Below are 21,138 nucleotides of genomic sequence, written 5' to 3'. Positions count from 1 at the left end.
GCCCGGAGCGTCATGGAACAACCCCGCGGCCCGCACTGGGGCACAATGCGTACATGACCAACGAAGCTCCCCGCCCGGTCTACTTCCTTTCGGACAGCACGGGCATCACCGCAGAAACGCTCGGCAACACCCTGCTGACGCAGTTCCCCTCGAACGAGTTCGACCGCATCACGGTCCCCTTCATCACCACCGTCGACCAGGCCCGGGCCGTGGTCAAGGTGATCGACAACCTGGCCGCAACCGGCCTGCAGCCGATCGTCTTCTCCACCGCCGTCGGCGCGGACATCCGCCAGACCCTAGGAACTTGCCAGGGAATCATCGTGGACCTCATCGGGACCCACGTCGGGCAGCTGGAGCGCGCCCTGGGCACCCAGTCCAGTGGGGAACCGGGCAGGGCCCATGGACTGGGCAACGCCGCCCGTTACCAGTCCCGGATGGCCGCCGTCGAATACGCCATGGAGCACGACGACGGGCAGAGCCTGCGCGCGCTCGAAAAGGCCCAGGTCATCCTGGTGGCCCCGTCCCGCTGCGGCAAAACACCCACCACCATGTACCTGGCGCTGCAGCACGGCATCTTCGCCGCGAACTTCCCACTGGTGGACGAAGACTTTGAACGCGAAGGTCTCCCCAAACCGTTGCGGCCATTCATCTCGAAGTGTTTCGGCCTCACCACCAATCCCCTGCGCCTGAGCCAGGTGCGCACCGAACGCCGCCGCGGCTCGCCCTACGCGTCCCTTCGCCAGTGCGGCTTTGAGCTGCGCAGCGCCGAGCGGCTGTACGTGTCCCACGGGATTCCCTACCTCAATTCGGCCAGCGTCTCCGTGGAGGAAATGGCCGCCACCATCCTCCAGAAGATGAACCTGAAGCATTAGGCGCCGCTTCACAAGTGTTGCGTGGACCACATCAGGTGGAAACACCGGCGGAGACCTGTCACTGTGGACAGGAATTGCGCCCTCAACCGGCGAGCGCCCCACGCGGGGCGGCGATACCGCATGCCATCATCTGCAAAGGAGCAGTAACCATGACGACAGACATCCTGTGGTTCTCAGAACTCGGCCTCAAGGACCTGGACCGGGTGGGCGGGAAGAACGCCTCCCTCGGCGAGATGGTGCAGAACCTGACGTCTGCCGGCGTCCAGGTTCCGGACGGCTTCGCCACGACTGCCGACGCCTACCGCAGCTTCCTGTCCGACTCGGGCCTGGACCAGCAGATCGCCGACCGGCTGGTCGGGCTGGATACCGACGACGTGACGGCGCTGGCGGCAGCAGGCCAGGAAATCCGGGCGCTGATGCGCGAGACACCCTTCCTGCCGGACTTTGAAGCGCAGATCCGCTCCTCCTACCAGAAACTGGTGGACAAGCACGGCGGCTCCGAGGACCTCTCCTGGGCCGTCCGCTCCAGCGCGACGGCGGAAGACCTTCCCGACGCCTCCTTCGCCGGCCAGCAGGAAACCTTCCTGAACGTCCGCGGCATCGAGAACATCCTGCAGGCCATCAAGGATGTCTTCGCGTCCCTCTACAACGACCGGGCCATCGCCTACCGTGTGCACCACAAGTTCGAGCACGCCGAAGTGGCCCTTTCCGCGGGCGTCCAGCGCATGGTGCGTTCCGACGTCGGGTCCTCCGGCGTGATGTTCACGATGGACACCGAATCCGGGTTCCAGGACGCCGTCTTCGTCACCTCCTCCTACGGACTCGGCGAGGCCGTGGTCCAGGGCGCCGTCAACCCGGACGAGTTCTACGTCTACAAGCCGGCCCTGGAGGCCGGCCGCCCGGCGATCCTCAAGCGAGGGCTGGGCGAGAAGGCCCTCCAGATGACCTACACCAGCAACCGCGAAGTGGGCCACACCATTGACTTCGTCCCGGTGGAAGCCTCGCTGCGGAACCGCTTCAGCCTCACGGACGACGACGTCGAACAGCTCGCCCGGCACGCCGTCGCCATCGAAAACCACTACGGCCGCCCGATGGACATCGAGTGGGGCAAGGACGGGATCGACGGCGGCCTGTACATCCTGCAGGCACGCCCGGAAACCGTGCAGTCCCGCCGGGCCTCCGGCAGCCTGAGCCGCTTCCGCCTGAACGGGACCGGCCGGGTCCTGGTCGAGGGCCGCGCGATCGGCCAGCGCATCGGCGCCGGCAGCGTCCGCATCCTCACCGCGATCGACCAGATGGCCGCCTTCAAGACCGGCGACGTCCTGGTGGCCGACATGACCGACCCGGACTGGGAACCGATCATGAAACGCGCCTCCGCGATCGTGACCAACCGCGGCGGACGCACCTGCCACGCGGCCATCATCGCCCGGGAACTGGGGATTCCCGCCGTCGTCGGCACCGGCGACGCCACCGATGCCCTCTCCGACGGGCTTGAGGTGACCGTGTCCTGCGCCGACGGCGAGACGGGCCTGATCTACGAGGGACTCCTGGACTTCGTGGTGGAGGAAACCGAGATCACCCAGCTGCCTGAGGCCCCGGTCAAGGTCATGATGAACGTGGGCACCCCCGAACAGGCCTTTACGTTTGCGCAGCTGCCCAACCACGGCGTGGGCCTGGCCCGGCTGGAGTTCATCATCAACCGGCAGATCGGCATCCACCCCAAGGCGCTGCTGAACCTGGACGAGCAGCCGGACGACGTCATTGCGGAAATCCGGGAGCGGATCGCCGCCTATGACAGCCCGCGCGACTACTACATCAAGCGCCTGGCGGAAGGGGTCGCCACCATCGCCGCGGCGTTCGCGCCGGAGCCGGTCATTGTGCGGATGTCCGACTTCAAGTCCAACGAATACGCCAACCTCCTCGGCGGACCGGCCTACGAGCCGCACGAAGAGAACCCGATGATCGGCTTCCGCGGTGCTTCGCGCTACCTCGAGCCGTCCTTCCGGGACTGCTTCGACCTGGAGTGCGAGGCACTGTCCTTCGTCCGCAACGAGATGGGCCTGACCAACGTCAAGCTGATGATCCCGTTCGTGCGCACCCTGGACGAGGCCGGCGGCGTCATTGACCTCCTCGCCGAGAACGGCCTGCGCCGCGGTGAAAACGGCCTCGAGGTCATCATGATGTGCGAACTGCCGTCCAACGCGCTGCTGGCCGACGAGTTCCTGGACTACTTCGACGGCTTCTCCATCGGCTCCAACGACATGACCCAGCTGACCCTGGGCTTGGACCGCGACTCCTCGATCGTCGCGAACAGCTTCGATGAGCGGAACCCTGCCGTAAAGAAGCTCCTGAGCATGGCCATCGCCGCCTGCAAGGCGCGCGGCAAGTACGTCGGCATCTGCGGCCAGGGGCCCAGCGACCACCCGGACTTCGCCGAGTGGCTGGTGGACGAAGGCATCGACTCCGTCTCGCTGAACCCTGACACGGTGGTGGACACCTGGCTGCGCCTCGCCGGCACGGCTGCCGCCGCCCCGGTCAGCTAGACGGTCCACCGTGAGCTGAGTCCACGGCGAGAGGGAAACCCCGGTCCACGGACCGGGGTTTCCTGTTTGCCGGTCAGCACGGCCCCCGACATTCCCTTGGAAGCCCGCCCACGTTGGACGCCTGGACGCCGTCCGGGCACCGTCCACACCCGCCGGAGGTTTTTCGAAGCCCGGCCGGTAGAATCGGGGGACAGCCCGCAGGCGAAAACGCCCCGGGAGTGACCATGGCAGCAGCCGGTGAAGGGAGGTTCTGTGCGCACACCCGCCAGAGCACCGTTCCACGCCCTGCGCTCGGCCATGGTGGCGCTCACCGTGCTGTCCCTCGCTGCCGGAGCACACACCCTGGCCGGCGGCTATCTCCCCTCCCCCGGCATCCTTCTGGCCCTGCTGGCGCTGACCGGGCTGGCGTCCACCACTGCCACCCGGCTGAAGCTGAACTTTCCCGCCATCGCGGGGCTGCTGGGCGCCGGGCAACTGGTCCTGCACAACGCCTTCACTGTTTTCAGCGGTCCTGCGCCCGGAACAGGGTACGAACCGGCGGGAAGCCCGGCGGCGCACCACCTCGGCCCGGTTCCCCTGCCGGTCGGCGGCACCGGCGAGCTCGCGGTGTCCGGGATGGATTCACAGCTTTCATCGCTTTCCCTGCTGATGCTTGCCGGCCACGCCCTGGCAACGCTTCTTTGCGCTGTTCTTCTCGCCAGGGGCGAGGCGGCCCTGTGGGCCCTCGCGGCCTGGCTCCGCCCGCTGCTGAGGCTCCCGGTCCCGGCAGCACCTGTTGCCGTGGCGGCACCGGCGGCGGTCATCGGCTGGCCAGAAGACTCCGTCCCGCTGCCGTGGCGGAACCTCCGGCGCGATTGCCGCCGCGGGCCGCCCGCCGTCGTCGTGTCTTCCTGACCTTATTGCCGGCCGCGGCCGCGCCATTGCCAAGACATCCGGGCCCCCTCGGCACCGGATCATCAGCAGCCCTGCCGCGCTGGCCTCCCATTTCCTTGCGCTGCCCCTGTGCAGCGCGCGCCTGAAAGGCACCCCATGAAGAGTTCTTCCATTCCCGTTCTGCGCCGCACCCTCACTGCCACCGCCGTGGCCGGTGGAACTGCGGCCCTGATGCTCGCTGGTATTTCGGGCGCCTCGGCACACGTCGGTGTCACCCCGGATAAGACCACCGCGAACTCCTACGCACTGCTGACCTTCGGGATCCCGCACGGCTGCGAGGAGTCGGGCACCACGAAGGTGACCATCACGCTGCCCGCCGAGCTCAACGATGCCCAGCCCACGGTCAACCCGAACTGGACGGTCCAGAAGGTCACCGAACAACTGGCCGAGCCCAAGAAACTCGCGGACGGCACCTCCATTACCAAGCGGACCAGCAAGATCGTCTACACCGCCAAGGCGCCGCTGGAACCGGAGCTCCGCGACGCCCTGGTGCTGTCGGTGAAATTGCCGGACGTTGCGGGAAAGACCCTGTACTTCCCCACGCTGCAGAACTGCGAAGTGGGCCAGACGGACTGGTCCCAGCTGCCCGCCGACGGCCAGGACCCGCACTCGCTGAAGGCGCCGGCGCCGTCCGTGGCGGTCACGGCTGCCGCTGCGGCTGACGGGCACTCAGCCCATGCCGCCAGCGCGTCGGACACCGCACCGGAGACGGTCCAGGCCGCTGCAGTGACCAACGACGGCGCCGAGGCCCGGAGCTGGGCAGGGCTGGTGGCCGGCGTCGGCGGCCTCGCCCTCGGCGGCCTCGCCTTCGCCCGCAGCCGGAACAACAAGCCCGTTCCGGTCCCCGCTTCGGCACCGGGCTCGGCACCCAAGGACTAGCTGACCTCGGTTGATGCCCGGAAATCACAATCCGGGCATCAATCGGGAGCGGCCGTCGTGGCGTCGTTGACTCGGGCCGTGCCGGGCATGAAGGTGGTGCCATGACGGCTCAGCGATTCAACACCAGACTGGCATTTACGACGGCGGCAGCCGCGGCAGCGCTCTTCCTCGCCGGCTGCGGGGCCGGCGCTGCGCAGTCCCAGACATCCAGTACCCCGGCGTCCTCCCCCGCCAGCTCCAGCAGCGCCCCCGCCGCCAGTGCGCCCGCTGCCTCCGCCGCAGCCACGGGCACCCCCGCCTCTGCCTCCGCTTCAACCGCCGCACCGGCGTCGTCCGCGCCTGCCGGTCCCGCGCTGTGCAGGTCCGCCGGGCTGACGGCAACCGTCGATTCCACCGGCGGCGGCGCGGCCGGCAGCGTCTACATGAAGCTGATCCTGACAAATTCCGGCACCGGGCCCTGCCTGCTGAAGGGCTTCGCCGGCGTTTCCCTCACCGCGAACGCCACCGGCGCCCCGATCGGCGCGGCTGCGGCCCGTGACGAGTCAACCTCCGCCGCCGGCGTCCTCCTCGCACCGGGCCAGGCCGGCGCCGCCACCCTGCGCTATTCCCAGGCCGCCAACTACCCGGACTGCAGCGTGACTCCCGCCGCCGGCTTCCGTATCTACCCGCCGGAGGACACCGCGTCGCTCTTCGTCGCCCAGCCCCGGAGCGCCTGCAGCAACGCCGGTCCCACGCTGCTGACCATCGGCGCCTTCGCAGCCAAGTAGCTTTTCTCTCGCCGAGGTGAGACTTTGCGGTGCTCCCGGCCGCGGACGCCACGTCTGGTGATACTGCCCGGGCTGCGGCCCGGCATTTCCTGTCGGTGCGTTAGGGCATGATGGAGGAATGAAGGGGCAGGGCACACTCTCAGCAGACGCCATTGACCGGTTCAGCCGGCCCACCCGGGACTGGTTCCTGGGCGCATTCAGCGCGCCCACCCCGGCCCAGAACGGCGCGTGGAACGCGATCTCGTCCGGCGCGCACGCGCTGGTGGTGGCTCCCACCGGGTCCGGAAAGACGCTCGCGGCCTTCCTCTGGGCGCTCGACCGGCTGCTGGTCTCGGCCCCCGCCGAGCCCGAGTCGCTGCCCGGCATGGAGACCGGAAAGGGCCCCCGGCGGAAGGCGCCCAAACGCAACACCCGGGTGCTCTACATTTCGCCGCTCAAGGCGCTGGGCGTCGACGTCGAACGCAACCTGCGCGCCCCGCTGATCGGGATCACCCAGACGGCCAAACGCCTCGGCCTGCCCGCGCCGCTGATCACCGTGGGCGTCCGCTCCGGTGACACCCCGGCGTCGGACCGCCGCGCGCTGCTGAGCAACCCGCCGGACATCCTGATCACCACGCCCGAATCGCTGTTCCTTATGCTGACCTCCAAGGCGCGGGAGACGCTGAGCGAGGTGGACACCATCATCGTCGACGAGGTCCATGCCGTCGCCGGAACCAAACGAGGCGCCCATCTGGCCGTGTCGCTGGAACGCCTCGACGCCCTGCTTCCAAAGCCCGCCCAGCGGATCGGGCTCTCGGCCACCGTGGAACCCAAGGAGCTGGTGGCCCAGTTCCTCGCCGGTTCCGCGCCCGTGGAGATCGTGGCCCCACCGTCGAAGAAAACCTGGGACCTGACGGTCTCCGTCCCGGTGGAGGACATGTCCGATCTGCAGGGCGCGGCCGGCGCGTTCGACTCCGGCCCGGCGTCCGGGCTGCAGCCGCAGGCGTCCATCTGGCCGCACGTGGAAGAGAAGATCGTGGACCTGGTCCTGGCCAACCAGTCCACCATTGTATTCGCCAATTCCCGCCGCCTGGCCGAACGCCTCACCGCCCGGCTCAACGAGATCTACGCCGAGCGGCAGCTCATGGCGGCCGGCGGCGGCTGGGGGGAACTCGGCGCCGGGGCACCCGATTTCGAACCCGTGCCGGCCGGAGCCCCGGCGGGCGCGGCCGCCGCGCTGCCAAGCTCCACGGCGACGCCGGCCCACATGATGGCGCAGGCCGGCAGCACCGCCGGGGCCGATCCGGTCCTGGCGCGGGCCCACCACGGCTCGGTCTCCAAGGACCAGCGGGCCCTGATCGAGGACGACCTGAAATCCGGCCGGCTGCGCTGCGTTGTGGCCACATCCTCTCTGGAACTCGGCATCGACATGGGCGCCGTGGACCTCGTGGTGCAGGTGGAATCCCCGCCGTCCGTAGCCAGCGGGCTGCAGCGGGTGGGCCGCGCCGGGCACCAGGTCGGCGAGGTCTCCCAGGGTGTCCTGTTCCCCAAACACCGCGCGGATCTGGTGCACACCACCATCACGGTGGAACGGATGCTGGCCGGCAAGATCGAGCGGCTCTACATCCCCGCAAACCCCTTGGACATCCTGGCCCAGCAGACCGTGGCGGCCACGGCGCTGGGCGCCATCGATGTGGAGGACTGGTTCGGCACCGTGCGGCGGTCGGCGCCGTTTGCCTCACTCCCCCGCTCCGCCTTCGAGGCCACCCTGGATCTGCTCGCCGGCCGCTACCCCTCGGACGAGTTCGCGGAACTGCGTCCCCGGATCATCTGGGACCGGAACGCCGGCACCATTGAGGGACGCCCCGGAGCGCAGCGCCTGGCGGTCACCTCAGGCGGCACCATCCCGGACCGCGGGCTCTTCGGCGTCTACATCGTCGGCACCGAGACGGAAGGGACCGGGTCCTCCGGCGGCGACGGCAGGGCGGCCAGCCCGTCGGCCGCCGCAGCCAAAGGCGGGCGCCGGGTCGGAGAGCTCGACGAGGAAATGGTCTACGAATCGCGTGTGGGCGACGTGTTTGCGCTGGGCGCCACCAGCTGGAAAATCGAGGACATCACCCACGACCGCGTCCTGGTGTCCCCCGCCTTCGGCCAGCCGGGCAAACTCCCGTTCTGGAAGGGCGACTCCCTCGGCCGCCCGGTGGACCTGGGCCGCGCCCTGGGGGCGTTCGTCCGCGAACTGTCCGCGTCCGACGTCGGGCCGGCCACCGAACGCTGCAAGGCCAGCGGCCTGGACGATTTCGCCGCCAACAACCTCATCCAGTACCTCTCCGAGCAGAAACTGGCCACCGAGGTGGTACCCAGCGACACCACCCTGGTGGTGGAGCGCTTCCACGACGAACTCGGCGACTGGCGGGTGGTGCTGCACAGCCCGTTCGGCATGCCGGTGCACGCGCCCTGGGCCCTCGCCGTCGGGCAGCGGCTGCATCAGCGGTACGGCATGGACGGCTCCGCGATGGCCGCCGACGACGGCATCGTGCTGCGCGTGCCCATGATGGAGGACGAGCCGCCCGGCGCCGAGCTGTTCCTGTTCGACCCGGAGGAACTGGAACAGATCGTGACGGCGGAGGTCGGCGGCAGCGCCCTCTTCGCCTCCCGCTTCCGCGAGTGCGCCGCCCGGGCTCTGCTGCTGCCCCGGCAGAATCCGGGCAAACGGCAGCCCCTGTGGCAGCAACGCCAACGTTCCGCCCAGCTGCTGGACGTCGCCCGGAAGTACCCCACCTTCCCGATCGTGCTTGAGACCGTCCGCGAGTGCCTGCAGGATGTTTATGACCTTCCGGCGCTGAAGGACATCGCGGCGTCCATCGAGCGCCGCGAGCTGCGGATCCTGCAGACCACCACCCAGCAGCCCTCGCCGTTCGCGAAGTCGCTGCTGTTCGGCTACGTGGCGCAGTTCCTCTACGAGGGCGATTCCCCGCTGGCCGAGCGCCGGGCCGCCGCCCTGGCGCTGGATTCGACCCTGCTCAATGAGCTCCTGGGCCGGGTGGAGCTGCGTGAACTGCTCGATGCCAAGGTCATTGACGCCACCGAGCGGGAGCTGCAGCGCCTCGCGCCGGACCGGAAGGTCCGCGGGCTCGAAGGGGTGGCGGACCTGCTCCGGCTGCTGGGCCCGCTGACGCCGGAGGAAGTCGCCGCGCGGCTCGAACCGTCGGTTGGGCCCGGCACGGAGAATGGTCCGGGCCCGATCGTCGGGGCCGGCGCGGAGGCCCGGCTTGGGTCCGAGGCAGCGCCTGACGAGCCGGCCGGGTCTGGCCACGAGGTCGGGCTCGTCCAGAGTCCGGGCGCCGAACCGGCGGTGGAGGCCGCAGCCCCCGTCGCCGACGCCGCCGCCCACCTTGCAGCGCTCCAGCGCACCAACCGCGCCATCAAAGTCAACATCGGCGGCGCCGAGCGGCACGCCGCCGTGGAGGATGCCGCCCGGCTGCGCGACGCCCTCGGTGTACCCCTGCCAATGGGGGTGCCGCTGGCGTTCATCGAGCCGGTCGCAGATCCGTTGGGCGACCTCGTCTCCCGCTACGCCCGCACCCACGGGCCCTTCACCTCCGCCGAGGCCGCCGCCCGGCTGGGACTCGGCGTCGCCGTCGTGGGCACTGCGCTGAAGCGGCTCGCTGCGGACGGCCGCGTGGTGGAAGGCGAGTTCCGCCCGCACGCCGCACCCCCGCCTGCACCCCAGGCCTCCCCCGACGCCGAGGCGGTCTCTGGGACCGACGGCGCCGCGCCGGCCACCGCCGCCCCCGCAGTCCCGTCGCTCTCCGGCATCAGCGAATGGTGTGACGCTGAAGTCCTGCGCAAGCTCCGCCGCCGCTCGCTCGCCGCGTTGCGTGCCGAGGTGGAGCCCGTGGACGCCGCCGCGTATGGCCGCTTCCTGCCGGCCTGGCAGAACGTCCGCGTCCCGGGCCGGCGCGGTCAGTCGGCGCTGCGCGGACTGGATGGGATCATCACCGCCGTCGACCAGCTGTCCGGTGTGCCCATTCCCGCCTCAGCCTGGGAACCGCTGGTCCTCGCCGGCCGTGTGTCCGACTACCAGCCCGCCATGCTCGACGAGCTGATGGCGGCCGGAGAGGTGCTCTGGTCCGGCGCGGGCGCACTGCCCGGCAACGACGGCTGGGTGAGCCTGCACCTGGCCGATTCGGCCGAACTGACCCTCAACCCTGCCCTCGACTTCGAACCCGGCGACGCGCAGCAGCGGCTGCTGGACCACCTGCGCACCAACGGCGGCGGCTACTTCTTCCGGCAACTCACGGAGGTGGCCGGCGGCATGGATGCGGTGCTCAGCGACCAGGACGTGGTCTCAGCGCTCTGGGACCTCGCCTGGGCGGGCCGAATCACCGGCGACACCTTCGCCCCGGTCCGGGCGATGATTGCCAGCGGCCACACCGCGCACCGTCAGGTTGCCCGCGCGCCGCGGGCCCGGGCGCCCAGAATGAGCCGGCTGGGACGCGCCCACGGCACCGGGTTGCTGGGATCCCCCGGACTGACCGGCGGACGGTACGGCTCCGCCACCGGCACGGCTCCCACTCCCCCGCTGGCCGCAGGCCGCTGGTCCGCCCTCCCGGCACCCGAGCTGGACGCCACCATCCATGCCCGGGCCACCGCGGAACTCCTGCTTGACCGGTACGGCGTGGTGACCCGCGGTTCCGTCATGGCCGAGAACATCCTGGGAGGCTTTGGGCTGATGTACAAGGTCCTGGCCCGGCTGGAGGAAGCCGGGCGGTGCCGTCGCGGCTACTTCATCGAGCACCTTGGCGCAGCACAGTTTGCCGTGCCCGCAACGGTGGACCGGCTGCGCTCGTACGCCGAGGACACCGAACTCCATAAGCCCGACCCCGTGGCCCTGGCCCTCGCCGCGACGGACCCCGCCAACCCCTACGGCGCCGCCCTGCCCTGGCCCGCCCTCAACGTCGACGCGGGAACCGGCCACCGCCCCGGCCGGAAGGCCGGCGCCCTGGTGGTCCTGGTCGACGGCGCCCTGGTCCTGTACGTGGAACGCGGCGGCAAGACCCTGCTGGCCTTCAGCGAGGACACGGACGTCCTGGCGGCGGCCGGCGCGGCCCTGGTGGGTGTGGTCACCCGGGGCGCGGTGGACAAGCTGATCATGGAAAAGGTCAACGGCCACGGCATCCTGGACACACCCATCGCTGCCGCCCTGGCCCACGCCGGCGCCTACTCCACACCCAAAGGACTGAGAATCCGTGCCTGAGGGCGATTCGGTCTTCCGCGCGGCTGCCCAGCTTCATGCCGCGCTGGCCGGCCAGCAACTGATCTCTTCCGATTTCCGCGTGCCGCGCTTTGCCACGCTCAAACTCGACGGCTGGACAGTCACCGAGGTGGTTCCGCGTGGCAAACACCTGCTCATGCGGGTGGAAGGCCCAGCAAAGCCGGGCGGCGCCACCCCGGCGGAACCGGACCGGCTGACGATCCATTCACACCTCAAGATGGAAGGCACCTGGCAGGTCTACCCTCCGGGCGGACGCTGGCGGAAGCCCGGCTTCACCGCCCGCTGCGTGCTGCGCACCGCCGCGGCAGACGCCGTCGGATTCTCGCTCGGCATCCTCGAGGTGGTCCGCACCTCCGAGGAAAACGCCGTCGTGGGCCACCTTGGCCCGGATCTGCTGGGTCCCGACTGGGACCTGGCCGAGGCGGAGCGGCGGATCCGTGCCGCGCCCGACGTCCCGATCGGCGTCGCACTGCTGGACCAGCGGAACCTCGCGGGGATCGGCAACATCTACCGCTGCGAGGCCTGCTTCCTCTCGGGCGTGCACCCGGCGGCGCCGGTCTCTTCCGTCACCGACGTGGCTGCCATGATCACCGATGCCAAGCTCCTGCTGGAGGCCAATCTGGGCCCCGGGCGCCGGACCACCGTGCTGAATCAGCGCGGTGCTGCAGTGGGCCGGACCTCCGGGCTGCCGGGCTACTGGGTCTACCGGCGCGAACACCAGCCCTGCCTGAAATGCAGGACCCCGGTGCGGCGCGGCGTCCTAGCCACGGCCACCGGCACGGAAGAACGGGACATTTACTACTGCCCCACGTGCCAGCCAGCGCCGGGACCGGCCTAGTTCCATGCCCGCGGCGTTTGCCGCACGGCTCCGGGCTGCCGGCCTGGCCCGGGGCGCACTGCCCACGGCGACCAGGGCTCTCGCCGCACGCCATCTGACTCAGGGCTCAGGGCTCAGGGCTCAGGGCTCAGGGCTCAGGGCTCAATGCTCGCCTGGCTCAGGGCGCCGCGACTGCCGGATCGGCGGTTGCCGGGAATGCTGGTTTCTTCAGCTCCGGGACGGTGAACCGCGGCAGCAGTAGCTGCACCAGCGGGCCGATCGCCAGGGCGTACAGCACGGTCCCGACGCCGACCGAACCGCCCAGGAGCCAGCCCGCGGCGAGCACCACCACCTCAATGCCGGTGCGGGACGTCCGCACGGACCAGCCCGTGCGCCGCGCGAGTCCGGTCATCAGCCCGTCCCGCGCCCCTGGTCCCAGCCGGGCACCGATGTAGCAGGCGGAGGCGATGCCGTTGAGCAGGATGGCACCCGCGAGCATCCCGGCCTGCCCGCCCAGGTGGGAGAACTCGGGGATCAGCGCCAGTCCGACGTCGGCGAAGACGCCCACCAGCACGGCGTTGCACAGCGTGCCGATGCCGGGCCACTGCCGCAGCGGAATCCATAGGAGCAGCACGAGGAAGCTGACGATCACCACCACCGTGCCGATGCTCAGTCCCGTTTTGACCGCGAGTCCCTGGTGGAACACATCCCACGGGTCCAGCCCGAGGCCGGCCCTGATGAACATGGCCAGGGATATGCCGTACATGGCGAGGCCAATGAGGAGCTGGAGGAGCCTGCGGGTCATCATGGACTCCATCCTCCCGGACAACTGGCCTTGCATTCCATAGCCAGTTTGAAATACTGGCTCTATGTCCGGATCCCTGAACCCCGGTTCCCTGGCCCGGCTGCTCGGCGAGTGGAACCTCGGCGCAGCACCCGCCTACCGGGAGCTCGCCGACGTCGTCCGCCTCCTGGTCTTGGACGGCCGTGTGCCGCTCGACGTCGCACTGCCCAGCGAACGGGCCCTCGCCGCGACCCTCGGCATCAGCCGGACCACCGTCACCGCCGCGTACTCCTTGCTCCGCGAGCAGGGCTTCCTCAGCAGCGGGCAGGGCAGCCGCGGCCGGACATGTATCCCGCAGTCCGGTCCGGGTGGCGGCGGGGGAAGCGGGCTGAACCTCAGCGGCGCTCCGGGGCTGGCCGTTCCGGCCGGCATCCTGGATCTCGCGTATGCCTCGCTGCCGGCCAGCGGCGAAGTGGTCCACCGGGCGTTCGCCTCCGCCTTGACCGAGCTGCCCGCGCTGCTCCCGGGCTTCGGCTACGACGCCCTCGGAGTGCAGCCGTTGAGGGAAGCCATCGCCGGGTACTATTCGGCGGCCGGCGTGCCCACCACCGTGCAGCAGATTCTGGTGACGTCCGGGGCGCAGCACGCGCTGAACATCATTCTCCGCACCCTGGCCGGCCGGTCCGACAAGGTCCTGGTGGAGCACCCCAGCTACCCCAATGCCATCGATGCCATCCGGGCCGCGGGCTGCCGGCTGGTGCCCGTGGCCATGCCCGCCGTCCACTTCGGCGCCCCGGCAGGAACGGGTGCCGGGGCACGTGCGGGCTGGGACGTGGGAGCCCTCGAGGCCGCCTTGATGCAGCAGCGGCCCGCCATGGCCTACGTGGTCCCGGACTTCCACAACCCCACCGGCCGCCTGATGTCCGATCCCCAGCGGCGCCGGCTGGTCCGCGCCGCCGCAGCAGCCGGCACCGTTCTTGTGGTGGACGAGACACTGCGGGAGCTGAACCTCGACGGCGTCGCCTCCACGCCGCTGGCTGCCTTCAGCCCCGCCGTCGTCTCCATCGGTTCCCTCAGCAAGTCACACTGGGCGGGGCTGCGGACCGGCTGGATCCGGGCCGACGAATCCCTCATCCAGCGCTTCGCCGCCGCCCGCACCACCATGGACCTGGGCGGGCCGGTGGTGGAACAGCTGGCGGCGGCGCATCTGGTGAACGCCCTGTCCGAGCCTCTCCCTGCCCGGCTGGCCACTTTGCGGGACAACCGGGACGCCCTGCTGGACCTCATCGCCGGACACCTGCCGGACTGGCAGGGTGAACGGCCCGACGGCGGCCTGTCAGTATGGTGCCGCCTTCCCGCCCCGATCAGCACCGCACTGGCCGTGGTGGCCCCGGACTTCGGCATCCGGCTCGCGGCCGGTCCCCGCTTCGGCACGGGTGGCGCCTTCGAACACTACCTCCGGGTCCCGTTCACGCTGCCGCCGGACCAGTTGGAAACCGCTGTGCTGGCGCTGCGTGCCGCCCAGGACAAGCTGTCCGCCTCCCCCCAGCTGCGCCGCAACCTCGGCGCCCCTCCCGCCGCGGCCATCGCCTGACGCCGTGCCGGGCGCCGCGTCATTCCGGTGTCGCCAGGTACTTGGAGTGGCGTCAGACACTTCCTGCGCCGCACGGCGGGCTGGGCGTTGCCGGCGCGCCACCGCGGGTGACGGCGACGCGCCAGGACCGACCGCTCAGGCGTAGACCTTCTCGAGGAACCCGCCCCAGGCCCTCGCCGTGGCATCGGAGTCTCCGCTGCCGCTGAAGTCGTGGACCGTCATGCCCACCGTGGCGCCGAAGGCGTTACGGCCGAAGAACCGGTACAGCGTGTCCGCGGTGCGCAGGCCAAGGAAGTTCTCGTTGGCGAAGTCCACTTCTCCGGAGAGCCGTCCGACGCCGTCGAGCTCCAGTTCCACAGCGGTGCCGGCCGCCGCCCTTTCAATGCCCATGGCCTTCTTGAGCCGCACAAAGCCGTCGGGCGCGGCCGAGGCGGGAGGGGCCTGGACGTCGGTGAAGACCACCGGTTTGCCGTCGAAATACTGCAGGTACTGGCCGAGCGTGTGCAAATAGAACTCGGTGTGCTTGCTGGCGCCGTCGTACTGCTGGTCCCAGTTCTCGGCGAAGATGCCGCTGTGGACGTAATGCAGCCGGGCGCGGCCGCCGTCGAGCGGTTCCAGAACGTGCTCCAGCTGGTTGAACCAGCCGTCCGGGCCCTCCATTCGAGACACCAGATGGCGGGGATAGTCTTCCACGGGCCGAACGGACGGCCACTCATCCGTGGGAAACATCCAGCCCGCCTCGTTTTTGGTGACCGCCTCCCAGACCCGTTCCGGCGTGGCGGGCAGTTCCGTGTCCACGATGATTTCAAAGTTCCGTTTGTCAGTCATTGTCCTGCTCCTTAGCTGGTGGGTTGGTGGGTGATGCCGTGACTGGTGTCTTGAGCGACGGGTGAAGCGCGACGACGAGGCGGTGCTTGCGTCCGCCGCCCGCGGAGGCGCCCGCCCGGCCCGCTGGACCGCCGTCGTGGTATTTGTCCACGAGCCGGGTCACGGCGACACCGAGTTCCTCGGCAAAGGCGGCCCGGTCCGCGGCCGTGCGGAAGGTGATCTCGCCGTCGATGGCGAAGGTGGCGAGCGGCTGCCTGGCCGCCGCGGCCCCGGCAATAAGCCGGCCCGTTTCCTGGACCATACGGCTGGCGAGCGCCAGCAGCCAGAATGCCGAAAAGCGGTCAGTGAACCGGTGGGGGTCCGGGGCCACCGAGGCCAGTGCGGCCGGGGAGATCAGGTAGGAGGCGGCGCTCGCCCGCAGGATGCGCTCTGTGACGTTGCCCTTGCGGCGCTCCTCCACCAGCTCCACCAGCCCGTGCCGTTCCAGGGCCTTGAGGTGGTAGTTCACCTTCTGCCGCGGCAGGCCCACCTTCGCGGCGAGCTGCGTGGCCGAGCCCGGTTGGGCGAGTTCCATCAGGATGCGCGTCCGGATGGGGTCCAGGGACGCCTCCGCCGCGGCCGGGTCTTCAATCACTGCGATGTCCAACATGCTTCAAGTTTGGCTACCGACAGTTTTATTTGTCAAGAACTTTTTTTCCGTCGGTTCCGTCTCGACGGTTCGCCGCCGACTCGACGCGCAGAAACGTCGTGTGGGCACGGAACCGTCGAAACGGCGGGGCGGGCCGGCAAAGTAGAATGGACCGGTGATGCAATCCCCCCTGCCCGTGCGCGACGGCGTCAACGCGACCCGTCTCCGCCTCCCGGACGAGGGGCCGTGGGATACCGCGATGGACTACATGATGCACCGCTGGGGCCACATCGATCCCCAGGGCATCGAGGACCGTTTCGACGCCGGCGAGATCGTGGGCGAGGCCGGCGTCCCCCTGGACCGGGCAACCCCGCTGCGGAACCACACCTTCATCTGGTACTACCGCACCCTGCCGCCGGAGGCTCGGATCCCGGTGGAACTGAACATCCTGCACCAGGACGACCACCTCCTCGTAGTGGACAAGCCGCACTTCCTGCCCACCACCCCCGGCGGCACCTACATCCAGGAATCGGCCCTCGTCCGGCTCCGGAACCAGCTGGACCTGCCGGACCTGATCCCCATGCACCGGCTGGACCGCATGACCGCCGGCATCCTGCTGCTCTCCACGAACCCCGCAACCCGGGGCAAGTACCAGGTGCTCTTCGAAAAGCGCCAGGTCCAGAAGGAATACGAGTGCGTGTCCGCAGCCACGCCCGCCCCCGGGCACAACGCCGTCGAGTTCCCCGTCGTGGTCCGCAACCGGATGACGAAGTCCCGCAGCTATCTCCTCGCCGAAGTGATCGACGGCGAACCCAACGCCGAGACCCGGATTGAGCGGCTGCGGACCTTTGACGGTCCCGCCCCGGAGGTGCCCGGCGCCGGTATCCCCAACAAAACGTCCGACGGCGCCACCGGTCGCCGCGCGCTGTACCGGCTGGAGCCCCACTCGGGCAAGACCCACCAGCTACGGGTGCACATGGCCTCGCTGGGACTGGGGATCGTCAATGACGCCTTCTACCCGGAGCTGCTGGACAAGGCGCCGGACGACTACTCGAAGCCGCTCCAGCTCCTCGCGCGCGGGATCCGGTTCGTGGACCCCATCACGGGCAAGCCGGTGGAGTACCGCAGCGGTCTGGAGCTCAGCGAAGCACGCTAACCGGACGGGCCCGCAGCCGCACCAGTATCCCCACTTGGCCGCCCGCCGGCACGGGCGGGCGTCCGGGCGGAAGTGCGGTACCTTGTGGCCATGGACTTCGGCAGCGCGGACACCTGGCGGGACGCGATCTATTTCTGGATCGTTCCGGTGGTTATGGGCGATGCCATTTTCCCGCCCATCCCGTCCGAGATGGTGGTGATCACCGGCGGGGCGCTGGCCGCCGTCGGGCGGGCCAACGCGTTACTGGTGGTGCTCCTCGCCGCGGCGGCGTCCTGGCTCGGAGACATCCTGGTGTTCCAGCTGTTCAAACGGCGCCTGAGCCGCACCCTGGACCGCTGGCGGTGGGGCCGCACGTTCCATCTGGCCGTTCACACGGCGATCGGGAAGGCGGGCCGGTCCACCACGTATGGGGCCATCATCGGAATCCGTTTTATCCCCGGCGGGCGGCTCGCGACGACTGCCGCCGCCGGAATTGCCAACGTCTCCACGCGCGGCTTCAGCCTGTGCGCAGCCCTCGGCGGCCTCCTCTGGGCGGTCTGGTCCGTCAGCCTGGGCTATGTCACGGGCACGGCAACCGGGCTGCCGTTCTGGGCGAGCTCACTGATCGGCGCCGGGATCGGGATCGCGATCGGCGCCGGGGTGGGCATCATTGTCACGCGCAGGCGCGGCAACAGCTCCCCGGTGGTGGACGGCCCCAACGAGGAACTCGACTTCTGAACCGGACCCCTGAACTGCGGAATTCCGGGCTCGAATTTCGGGCCGGTCAGCGGCTAAACGGGTGCCCAGCGGCCGCGGTTGCGGCGGAGCACCATGAGGTTGCCGGTCACCGCAACGCGTTCGACGGCGTCGCGCATCATCGCTGCCGATTCGAGCGCCTGGCTGTTCTCGCCGCTGTGGGAGGTGGGCTCCACGAGGAACCGCAGGTTCAGCTGCGGAACCCCGCCGGCCAAGTCGAGCTGGTTCGCCTCCACGTGGTGCCGGGTCTCCAGCGCTTCGACGGCGGCAGCCATCACGGCCTCGGGCGGGTTGCCCGGCTTGAGCCCGGTGATCTTCAGTCTGGTCTGGAAGGACGGCATGCCTCAACCCTATCGGGACTGCCGGCCGGACCCCGGAGGGACTAGCCGGTGTTGCGCAGGCCCGCCGCCACACCGTTGACTGTGATGAGCATGGCACGCTGGAGGCGTTCGTCGATCTCGGCGTTGGGCATGCCCTCCCCCGCGGCCTCGGATCGCACCCGGCGCAGCAGTTCCACCTGGAGGTAGCTGATCGGGTCGAGGTACTGGTCCCGGATCTCCAGTGAGCGCTTCAGGGTGGGCTGCGCGTCAAGCAGCAGGTCCTCGCCGGTCAGGTTCTGGATCTCCGTGACGGTCAGCTGGTACTCGGCCCGGATGGCGCGGAACAGGTGGTGCAGCTCCTCCGGGACCAGCGTGGAGACGTAGTAGCCGGCGATGTCCATGTCCGTCTTCGCCAGCGTCATTTCCACATTGGAGAGCACCGAGCGGAAGAAGTGCCAGCCGTCCATCATCTCCACCAGCTGGGCCGAGTGGCCGGCCTCGCGGGCGGCCTTGAGCCCGGAGCCGACGCCGAACCAGCCCGGGACGATCTGGCGGGACTGGGTCCAGCCGAACACCCACGGGATGGCCCGCAGGCCCTCGAGCCCGGCGCCGGAATCGGGGCGCTTGGAGGGACGGGAGCCGATGTTGAGGGATCCCAGCTGTTCCACCGGGGTGGATGCCATGAAGTAGGCGGGCAGGTCGGGGTCGTCGATGAGCGTGCGGTACCGGGCGAACGCGGCGTCGGAAATGGTCTCCATCACGTGGCCGTAGCGTTCGCGCTGGTCCTCCGAGGTGCGCGGGGTGCGGTGCAGCGCGGAGCCCTGCATGACGGCCGCGAGCGAGAGCTCAAGGTTCTCGCGGGCGAGCTCGGGCAGGGAGTACTTGTCGGAGATGACCTCGCCCTGCTCGGTGAACTTGATTTCGCCTTCCAGCACGCCGTTCGGCTGGGCCATGATGGCGTCGTAGGTCGGCCCGCCGCCACGGCCCACGGAACCGCCGCGGCCGTGGAAGAGACGCACCCGGACGCCGTGTTTTGCGGCAATATCCCGGAGCTTGCGCTGGGTCTTGTGGATTTCCCACTGGCTGGTCATCACACCGGATTCCTTGTTGGAGTCCGAGTAGCCGAGCATGACCTCCTGGACGTCGCCGCGCAGCCGGACCAGCTCGCGGTAGGAGGCGTCGGAGAGGAGCTGGTCCACGATCTCGGCCGAGGCCCGCAGTTCCTCCACGGTTTCCAGGAGCGGCGCGAAGCCGATCCTGGCATACGGGGCCTCGCCGAAGAGGTTGACCAGCCCGGCTTCGCGGGCCAGCACCGCCGCCGCCAGGACGTCGTCCGCGCCGCGGGTCATCGAGATGATGTAGGTCTCGATTACGTCCGGGCCGTACGTGCGCAGGGCCCGCCGGATTTCGCGGAAGACGTCATAGGTGCCGTCGGCGACGCCGTCGAGCTTGATCGGGTGGCCGGACAGCGGGCGGCGCGAGGCCAGTTCCGAACCCAGCACCTCCAGCCGTTCGGAACGGCTGAGTTCGGCGTACCGGACGCCGGGCCCGCCGAGGCGGTCCATCAGCTGCCCGACGGCGTCGTGGTGGTGGTCAGCGTGTTCGCGGATGTCGAGGGTGGCCAGGTGCAGGCCGAAGGAGGCGATGGCGCGGCGGACCCGGGCCAGGGCGCCGTCGGCGGCGAGCCCGGCGTGGTGGTTGCGGAGCGAGCGCTCCAGCAGGCCAAGCTCGGCGATGAGTTCCGCGGTGGCAGTGTAGTCGCGGCCGGGCTCGTGCGCCGATCCCGCCGAGACGCGCCGCGCGGTGTTGAGCAGTTTGGCCTTGATGCAGGTGAGTTTGAGCCGGTAGGGCTCCTGGGCGTTCAGTTCGAGGACCCGCCGGTCCAGGCCGGGCAGGTTCCCCAGGTCGACGTCGATCGAGTCCAGCAGCTCCTGGTCCGCCCCGGCGAGCGCCGTTGAGTTGGACAGGATGGAGATGAGCCCGTCGATCAGGCCGATGCTGATCCGGACGGCGTGCTGGTTCTGGATCTGCAGGATCTCCCGGGTGACAGCTGCGGTGACGTTGGGGTTGCCGTCCCGGTCGCCGCCGATCCAGGAGCCGAAGCGGAGGGGGGCCTTCTCTACGGGGAGGCTGACGCCGTGTTCGGCGAGCAGTTCGGAGAGATCGGCGAGCATCTCCGGCATGGCGTCGCCCAGGATGCCGGTGAGGTAGTAGATCGCGTTCCGGGCCTCGTCCACGGGAGTGGGCCGGACCTGCCGGAGCTCGTCCGTCTGCCACATCTGGTCGATGACTTCAGCGAGCTGGCGGTCCTGGCGGCGCCGCGCCGAGGTGCCCTCCGCCGTGGCCACGGCCAGGATGTCGGAGAGCCGGCGGACCTTGTCCAGCACGGACCGGCGGGAGGCCTCGGTGGGGTGGGCGGTGAAGATGGGCCGGACGTCGAGTTCGTTCACCACATCCTGCAGCACCGACGGGCCGGCCTGGCTGGCGACGTCGGCGACAGCCTTGGCCAGCCAGCCGTCCTTTTCCTGCCGGGTGCGCAGGCCGCGGACCCGGTGCACCTGTTCTGCGGCGTTGGCCAGGTGGAAGTAGAACGCGAAGGCGCGGACCAGGTCGGTCGCCTGCTCGAGGGGCAGGGAGCCGAGCAGCTCGCGGACCTGGGCCACGACGTCGTACGAGCTCCACGGCCCGGTGGCGTCCGCACCGCCGCGGGCGGCTTCCTTGGATTCCTTGGTCAGCAGGCGCACCTGCTCCACGAGATCCAGGAGCTCGGGGCCGTGCTGGCGGACGAGTGATTCGCCGAGGAGGGTGGACACCCGGCGGACGTCGGCCCGGAGTTCGGCCGCGAGATCGGTGCCGGAATGCATTGCAGTGTCAGCCATGGAAAATATCTTTCGAGAGGACTTGGCTCGTACACTGCGCTGGATACTGTGAGCCGGGTTACTTTCTTCCCTAAGGATGCTACCCGCAGCTGCGCCCGGCAGGGAATCCGTCTCAGATAGTGTCGGCGGCCCCACCGGACGCGGCC

Annotated in this window: 15 protein-coding genes; 10 read left to right on the top strand and 5 right to left on the bottom strand. The window is 69.7% G+C overall.

Annotation, left to right across the window (positions count from 1 at the left end; all coding sequences use genetic code 11):
* The first annotated feature begins 53 nt into the window (after positions 1 to 53).
* The 7 genes from FS787_RS12405 (at position 54) to FS787_RS12375 (ending at position 12,089) form a co-directional block, all read left to right on the top strand.
* A complete protein-coding gene (locus tag FS787_RS12405) occupies positions 54 to 872 on the top strand; it encodes a pyruvate, water dikinase regulatory protein (RefSeq protein ID WP_144672713.1) in 819 nt (272 codons plus the stop codon).
* 149 nt (positions 873 to 1,021) lie between these two features.
* Positions 1,022 to 3,415: a phosphoenolpyruvate synthase gene (gene ppsA / locus FS787_RS12400; RefSeq protein ID WP_144672712.1), complete on the top strand. Its 2,394-nt coding sequence runs from the start codon at positions 1,022 to 1,024 to the stop codon at positions 3,413 to 3,415.
* A 252-nt stretch (positions 3,416 to 3,667) separates the two neighbouring features.
* A complete protein-coding gene (locus FS787_RS12395) occupies positions 3,668 to 4,309 on the top strand; it encodes a hypothetical protein (RefSeq protein ID WP_144672711.1) in 642 nt (213 codons plus the stop codon).
* A gap of 135 nt (positions 4,310 to 4,444) precedes the next feature.
* Complete coding sequence (locus FS787_RS12390) at positions 4,445 to 5,227, top strand: YcnI family protein (RefSeq protein ID WP_144672710.1); 783 nt, start codon at positions 4,445 to 4,447, stop codon at positions 5,225 to 5,227.
* A gap of 101 nt (positions 5,228 to 5,328) precedes the next feature.
* Complete coding sequence (locus FS787_RS12385) at positions 5,329 to 5,994, top strand: DUF4232 domain-containing protein (protein WP_144672709.1); 666 nt, start codon at positions 5,329 to 5,331, stop codon at positions 5,992 to 5,994.
* A gap of 118 nt (positions 5,995 to 6,112) precedes the next feature.
* The gene (locus FS787_RS12380; protein ID WP_144672708.1) at positions 6,113 to 11,233 is read left to right on the top strand and encodes a DEAD/DEAH box helicase; all 5,121 of its coding nucleotides are present in this window, start codon (positions 6,113 to 6,115) and stop codon (positions 11,231 to 11,233) included.
* Positions 11,226 to 12,089 carry a DNA-formamidopyrimidine glycosylase family protein gene (locus tag FS787_RS12375; protein ID WP_144672707.1) on the top strand — a complete coding sequence of 288 codons (864 nt, stop codon included), beginning with the start codon at positions 11,226 to 11,228 and terminating at the stop codon, positions 12,087 to 12,089. The genes FS787_RS12380 and FS787_RS12375 overlap by 8 nt, the downstream gene beginning before the upstream one ends.
* 157 nt (positions 12,090 to 12,246) lie before the next feature.
* Here the strand turns inward: FS787_RS12375 and FS787_RS12370 are convergent, their stop codons facing one another.
* Positions 12,247 to 12,876, bottom strand: a complete 630-nt coding sequence (locus FS787_RS12370) for a YitT family protein (protein WP_144672706.1) — start codon at positions 12,874 to 12,876, stop codon at positions 12,247 to 12,249.
* A gap of 61 nt (positions 12,877 to 12,937) precedes the next feature.
* On the opposite strand from FS787_RS12370, the gene FS787_RS12365 reads away from it, so the two are divergent.
* Positions 12,938 to 14,446 carry a PLP-dependent aminotransferase family protein gene (locus FS787_RS12365; protein WP_144672705.1) on the top strand — a complete coding sequence of 503 codons (1,509 nt, stop codon included), beginning with the start codon at positions 12,938 to 12,940 and terminating at the stop codon, positions 14,444 to 14,446.
* 135 nt (positions 14,447 to 14,581) lie between these two features.
* On the opposite strand, the gene FS787_RS12360 is transcribed toward FS787_RS12365, so the two are convergent.
* Together FS787_RS12360 and FS787_RS12355 are read right to left on the bottom strand one after the other, a co-directional pair.
* On the bottom strand, positions 14,582 to 15,274 hold the full coding sequence (locus FS787_RS12360) for an SRPBCC domain-containing protein (RefSeq protein ID WP_144672704.1): 693 nt from the start codon (positions 15,272 to 15,274) through the stop codon (positions 14,582 to 14,584).
* A complete protein-coding gene (locus FS787_RS12355; protein WP_144672703.1) occupies positions 15,267 to 15,923 on the bottom strand; it encodes a helix-turn-helix domain-containing protein in 657 nt (218 codons plus the stop codon). The genes FS787_RS12360 and FS787_RS12355 overlap by 8 nt, the downstream gene beginning before the upstream one ends.
* Positions 15,924 to 16,080: 157 nt before the next feature.
* Between FS787_RS12355 and FS787_RS12350 the strand changes: the two genes are divergently transcribed.
* Both FS787_RS12350 and FS787_RS12345 read left to right on the top strand, forming a co-directional pair.
* Positions 16,081 to 17,058 carry an RluA family pseudouridine synthase gene (locus FS787_RS12350; protein ID WP_144672826.1) on the top strand — a complete coding sequence of 326 codons (978 nt, stop codon included), beginning with the start codon at positions 16,081 to 16,083 and terminating at the stop codon, positions 17,056 to 17,058.
* A 90-nt stretch (positions 17,059 to 17,148) separates the two neighbouring features.
* Complete coding sequence (locus FS787_RS12345) at positions 17,149 to 17,775, top strand: DedA family protein (protein ID WP_144672702.1); 627 nt, start codon at positions 17,149 to 17,151, stop codon at positions 17,773 to 17,775.
* Positions 17,776 to 17,828: 53 nt separating this feature from the next.
* Here the strand turns inward: FS787_RS12345 and FS787_RS12340 are convergent, their stop codons facing one another.
* Positions 17,829 to 18,134, bottom strand: coding sequence for a hypothetical protein (locus FS787_RS12340; protein ID WP_144672701.1), 306 nt, complete (start codon positions 18,132 to 18,134; stop codon positions 17,829 to 17,831).
* Between the two features lie 41 nt (positions 18,135 to 18,175).
* Entirely contained in the window at positions 18,176 to 20,992 is a 2,817-nt protein-coding gene (ppc, locus tag FS787_RS12335; protein WP_144672700.1) for a phosphoenolpyruvate carboxylase, read from the bottom strand.
* Between the last annotated feature and the right edge of the window lie 146 nt (positions 20,993 to 21,138).

This window comes from Arthrobacter sp. U41 (genome assembly GCF_007679325.1).
Taxonomy (GTDB): domain Bacteria; phylum Actinomycetota; class Actinomycetes; order Actinomycetales; family Micrococcaceae; genus Arthrobacter.
The sequence above is the reverse complement of the archived record's forward strand: the minus strand, read 5'-3'. Positions and strand labels throughout refer to the sequence as shown.

Excerpts from the sequence above, each read along its gene's own strand:
- FS787_RS12405 (WP_144672713.1), top strand. The coding sequence starts at position 54 with ATGACCAACGAAGCTCCCCGCCCGGTCTACTTCCTTTCGGACAGCACG.
- ppsA (WP_144672712.1), top strand. The coding sequence starts at position 1,022 with ATGACGACAGACATCCTGTGGTTCTCAGAACTCGGCCTCAAGGACCTG.
- FS787_RS12390 (WP_144672710.1), top strand. The coding sequence starts at position 4,445 with ATGAAGAGTTCTTCCATTCCCGTTCTGCGCCGCACCCTCACTGCCACC.
- FS787_RS12385 (WP_144672709.1), top strand. The coding sequence starts at position 5,329 with ATGACGGCTCAGCGATTCAACACCAGACTGGCATTTACGACGGCGGCA.
- FS787_RS12380 (WP_144672708.1), top strand. The coding sequence starts at position 6,113 with ATGAAGGGGCAGGGCACACTCTCAGCAGACGCCATTGACCGGTTCAGC.
- FS787_RS12370 (WP_144672706.1), bottom strand. The coding sequence starts at position 12,876 with ATGATGACCCGCAGGCTCCTCCAGCTCCTCATTGGCCTCGCCATGTAC.
- FS787_RS12365 (WP_144672705.1), top strand. The coding sequence starts at position 12,938 with ATGTCCGGATCCCTGAACCCCGGTTCCCTGGCCCGGCTGCTCGGCGAG.
- FS787_RS12360 (WP_144672704.1), bottom strand. The coding sequence starts at position 15,274 with ATGACTGACAAACGGAACTTTGAAATCATCGTGGACACGGAACTGCCC.
- FS787_RS12355 (WP_144672703.1), bottom strand. The coding sequence starts at position 15,923 with ATGTTGGACATCGCAGTGATTGAAGACCCGGCCGCGGCGGAGGCGTCC.
- FS787_RS12350 (WP_144672826.1), top strand. The coding sequence starts at position 16,081 with ATGCAATCCCCCCTGCCCGTGCGCGACGGCGTCAACGCGACCCGTCTC.
- FS787_RS12345 (WP_144672702.1), top strand. The coding sequence starts at position 17,149 with ATGGACTTCGGCAGCGCGGACACCTGGCGGGACGCGATCTATTTCTGG.
- FS787_RS12340 (WP_144672701.1), bottom strand. The coding sequence starts at position 18,134 with ATGCCGTCCTTCCAGACCAGACTGAAGATCACCGGGCTCAAGCCGGGC.
- ppc (WP_144672700.1), bottom strand. The coding sequence starts at position 20,992 with ATGGCTGACACTGCAATGCATTCCGGCACCGATCTCGCGGCCGAACTC.